1 protein-coding gene is annotated in these 215 nt (G+C 67.0%); it reads left to right on the top strand.

The window, feature by feature from the left end; genetic code table 11:
- Nucleotides 1-32: 32 nt before the first annotated feature.
- Nucleotides 33-215, top strand: a 183-nt coding sequence (locus QM517_RS18170; protein WP_283289565.1) for a hypothetical protein, incomplete at its 3' end; no start/stop codon positions are given.

Below are 215 nucleotides of genomic sequence, written 5' to 3' on the forward strand. Positions count from 1 at the left end.
TGTGCTCGAACAGCAAGTGGACCCGCACCGGCATGATCACGCCCGCTGTCTTCGGGACGCTCCGGGGCTCGTTCATCGGGCTCCCCCGCGCGACCGAGAACAGCGTGCCGGTGACGGTGAAGGAACCCGGCAAGTACCCCGTGCTGATGCGCACGGCGAACACCGCGAACACGCTGCACATCACGTCGGCGTCGCTGTCGTACGACCAGTCGCTC

The organism is Microbacterium sp. IEGM 1404 (assembly GCF_030056775.1).
Taxonomy (GTDB): Bacteria; Actinomycetota; Actinomycetes; order Actinomycetales; family Microbacteriaceae; genus Microbacterium.